Genomic DNA, 4,058 nt, shown 5'->3' with positions numbered 1-4,058 from the left:
GGCCGAGTTCGTGCCGCTGGCCCGCGCGTTCAACGCGATGGCCGCGCAGCTGAGCCAGCGCGAGCGCGAGCTGATCGCGAGCAACGACAGGCTGACGGTGATGGCCTCGATCGACATGCTCTCGGGGCTCGCCAACCGGCGCGGCTTCCAGAGCCGGCTCGACTTCGAGTGGATGCGCGCGCAGCAATATGGCAGTGACCTCGCGCTGCTGATGATCGACGTCGACCATTTCAAGCTGTTCAACGACACCTATGGCCATCTCGAAGGCGATTCCTGCCTGACCAGGCTCGGCGAATCCCTGTCCGGCATTGCCGCAGACAACATGGGCTTCGCGGCGCGCTACGGCGGCGAGGAATTCTGCCTGTTGCTGCCGAACACCGACGTGACGCGCGCCGTCGAAATCGGCGAGCAGGTGCGCGCGGCCGTGCTGAAGCTCTGCCTGCCGCACATCACGTCAGCTCATATGATCGTCACGGTCTCGATCGGCGTTGCCGCGACGAAGCCCAATGAGAGCTTGCGCCCGGGCGACTTGATCGAAGCCGCCGACGCCGCGCTCTACGCCGCAAAACACCGCGGCCGCAACAACGTCGTCGAGCACGGCGTGCAGGTGATCGAGACCGGCACAGCCGAGATGATGCTGGCAGCGGGCTGAGCTCGGCCGAGTAGCGTCACCCTCGCCTCGCTCCGCTTGCGGCGGGAGGCAATGCCCCGAGGTCCACGGCTAGCCGGCAGCTCTCGCGCGATCGAGCTCGATCTCCGTCACCACGCGGTTGCGACCGCCGCCCTTGGCGAGATAGAGTGCGCGGTCGCAGCGCTCGACGAGATCGGTGATCGCTTCGCCCATCCGGTACTGCGCCACGCCAATCGACACGCTGATATTGGGCAGAATCTCACCGGTCGAGCGACGGGTGATCCTGCATTCGGCGATCGCCCGCCTGATCCGCTCGGCGATCTCGGCGGAAGTGGCAAGATCGGCATCCGGCAGCACCGCGATCAACTCCTCGCCGCCGTAGCGGGCCGGCAGATCCTGCTCGCGAACCTTTTCGCGCAGCACCTTCGCCATCAGACGCAGCACCTGGTCGCCGACGCCGTGGCCAAAATTGTCGTTGAAGACCTTGAAGTGATCGATGTCGAGCATCAGCACGCTGAGCGGCTCGCCCCATGCCGCGGTCGCCTGCGCCTTGCGCAGGAATTCGTCGAGCGCCCGCCGGTTTGCGAGGCCCGTCAGCGTGTCGGTCCGGGCGCGCTCCTCGGACCTCGATAGCGAATCGCGAATGACGTCGAGTTCGCGGGTCTTTTCCGCAAAACCCTCTTCCAGAAGCGTCGCCCTTGTGGCGGCCCGCGCCAGCTCGTTCATGAGCTGAGCGACCAGCGCCTTGGGATCGACACCGGCCTTGCCCTGGTCCGCCACCTGGCTGATGACCTGCATCTGCGAATGGTTGTCAGCGATCGCGGTCGCCAGAAATTCCCTCGCCGTCCCCATGAGAGCCTGCAGCCGCTCGGACGTGTCGATCACCGCGGCACTGACCTGGGGTGCGACGTAGGTCTCGAACAGGTCCTGATTGGTTCGGGCGTCGAAGGGACGATTGTGGTCGATCAACAGATCGATCGCATTGCGCAGATCGTCATGGCTGCCGGCGAAATACTGGAACCAGACAGCAAAATTAGCCGGGGTCGGCGCAATCCGCTGTTCAGCCATGCTGCGCATCGCTCGTCCGGCGATGGAGGCCGCATAGTCGTAATCGGGATCGTCGAAGCTCGAATCCATCGTGGTCATGCGGTCCTGTCAGGCCGCAAATTGGCAGCGAGCCCTTAATCGCGCCCCAACACGGGCCTCGTAGTTATGCGGAGGCGCGGGCATAGTTCCAGATCGCGGCAAGCCATTGACCCGTTACGGACTTTTATGGCCTAGTCCGCCGTCTTGAGCCGGCCGAACCCACGAAAACCCCAACGATTCCATGACCTCCGAACGCTATAACGCCCGCGACGCCGAACCGCGCTGGCAACGCCTCTGGGACCAGCAGGCGATCTTCGTCTCCAAGAACGACGATTCGCGGCCGAAATATTATGTGCTCGAGATGTTCCCCTACCCGTCCGGGCGCATCCATATCGGCCATGTCCGGAATTATACGCTCGGCGACGTGCTGGCCCGCTTCATGCGCGCCAAGGGGTTCAACGTGCTGCACCCGATGGGCTGGGACGCCTTCGGCCTGCCGGCCGAGAATGCTGCGATCGAGCGCAAGGTCGCGCCGAAAGCCTGGACCTACGACAACATCGCCGCAATGAAGAAGCAGCTCCGCTCGATCGGGCTGTCGCTGGACTGGTCGCGCGAATTCGCGACCTGCGATCCCAGCTATTACAAGCATCAGCAGAAGATGTTCCTGGACATGCTCAGCGCGGGCCTCGCCGAGCGCGAGAAGCGCAAGCTCAACTGGGATCCGGTCGACATGACCGTGCTCGCCAACGAGCAGGTGATCGACGGCCGCGGCTGGCGCTCCGGTGCCATCGTCGAGCAGCGCGAGATGAGCCAGTGGGTCTTCAAGATCACGAAGTACTCTCAGGAGCTGCTGTCGGCGCTTGATGGGCTCGATCGCTGGCCCGACAAGGTGCGGCTGATGCAGCGCAACTGGATCGGCCGCTCGGAAGGCCTGCTGGTCCGCTTTGCGCTGGATGCGGCGACGACGCCGGCCGGAGAGAGTGAGCTGAAGATCTTCACGACGCGCCCGGACACGCTGTTCGGCGCGAAGTTCATGGCGATCTCGGCGGATCATCCACTGGCTCAAGCAGCCGCCGCGAAGAACCCGAAACTCGCGGAATTCATCGCGGACATCAAGAAGATCGGCACCGCGCAGTCGATCATCGACACCGCGGAGAAGCAGGGTTTCGACACCGGCATCCGCGCGGTGCACCCGTTCGACCCGAATTGGAAGCTGCCGGTCTATGTCGCGAATTTCGTGCTGATGGAATACGGCACCGGCGCGATCTTCGGCTGTCCGGCCCACGACCAGCGCGACCTCGACTTCGTCAACAAGTACAATCTCGGCAACACGCCCGTGGTCTGCCCGGAAGGGCAGGACCCGAAGACATTCGTGATCACCGACACCGCCTATGACGGTGACGGCCGCATGATCAATTCGCGCTTCCTCGACGGCATGACCATCGAGCAGGCCAAGGACGAAGTTGCAAAACGCCTGGAAAACGAACTGCGCGGCAACGCGCCGGTCGGCGAGCGGCAGGTGAACTTCCGCCTGCGCGACTGGGGCATTTCCCGCCAGCGCTATTGGGGCTGCCCGATTCCGGTCATCCATTGTCCGAAGTGCGACGTGGTCCCGGTGCCGGACGCCGACCTGCCGGTGGTGCTGCCGGAGGATGTGAGCTTCGACAAGCCAGGCAACGCGTTGGATCATCATCCGACGTGGAAGCACGTCACCTGCCCGAAATGCGGGGGCAAGGCGCAGCGCGAAACCGATACCATGGACACCTTCGTGGATTCGTCCTGGTATTTTGCGCGCTTCACCGATCCCTGGAACGAGAACGCGCCGACGACGCCCGCTGTGGCCAACCGGATGCTGCCGGTCGACCAGTATATCGGCGGCGTCGAGCACGCGATCCTGCATCTGCTGTACAGCCGCTTCTTCACCCGCGCGATGAAAGCGACCGGGCACATCGCACTGGACGAGCCGTTCGCCGGCATGTTCACGCAGGGCATGGTGGTGCACGAGACCTACCAGAAGGCCGACGGCACTTATGTGCAGCCGGCCGAGGTCAAGGTCGAGGTCGGCGGCAACGAACGCCGCGCCACGCTGCTCACGACTGGCGAAGACATCCAGATCGGCCCGATCGAGAAGATGTCGAAGTCGAAAAAGAACACGGTCGACCCCGACGACATCATCGAGACCTACGGCGCCGACGTCGCCCGCTGGTTCATGCTGTCGGACTCCCCGCCCGACCGCGACGTGATCTGGAGCGATGAGCGCGTCCAGGGCGCCTCGCGCTTCGTGCAGCGGCTGTGGCGGCTGGTGAACGATTCCGTCGAGTTCGGCAAGGGCGCGCCGACG

3 protein-coding genes are annotated in these 4,058 nt (G+C 64.2%); 2 read left to right on the top strand and 1 reads right to left on the bottom strand.

Annotation, left to right across the window (positions count from 1 at the left end; genetic code table 11):
* Nucleotides 1-652 (top strand): diguanylate cyclase (locus MOV75_RS29510; RefSeq protein ID WP_247007080.1); only part of this gene is annotated, 652 nt, incomplete at its 5' end.
* A gap of 69 nt (nt 653-721) precedes the next feature.
* On the opposite strand, the gene MOV75_RS29505 is transcribed toward MOV75_RS29510, so the two are convergent.
* Nucleotides 722-1,768: a GGDEF domain-containing protein gene (locus tag MOV75_RS29505; protein ID WP_246924451.1), complete on the bottom strand. Its 1,047-nt coding sequence runs from the start codon at nt 1,766-1,768 to the stop codon at nt 722-724.
* Nucleotides 1,769-1,958: 190 nt separating this feature from the next.
* Between MOV75_RS29505 and leuS the strand changes: the two genes are divergently transcribed.
* Nucleotides 1,959-4,058: leucine--tRNA ligase (gene leuS / locus MOV75_RS29500; protein WP_247007079.1), on the top strand; the 2,100-nt coding region annotated here is incomplete at its 3' end.

Origin of the sequence: Bradyrhizobium sp. PRIMUS42 (genome assembly GCF_023006515.1) — a bacterium.
Taxonomy (GTDB): domain Bacteria; phylum Pseudomonadota; class Alphaproteobacteria; order Rhizobiales; family Xanthobacteraceae; genus Bradyrhizobium.
This window is presented reverse-complemented; position numbering and strand designations above follow the sequence as displayed.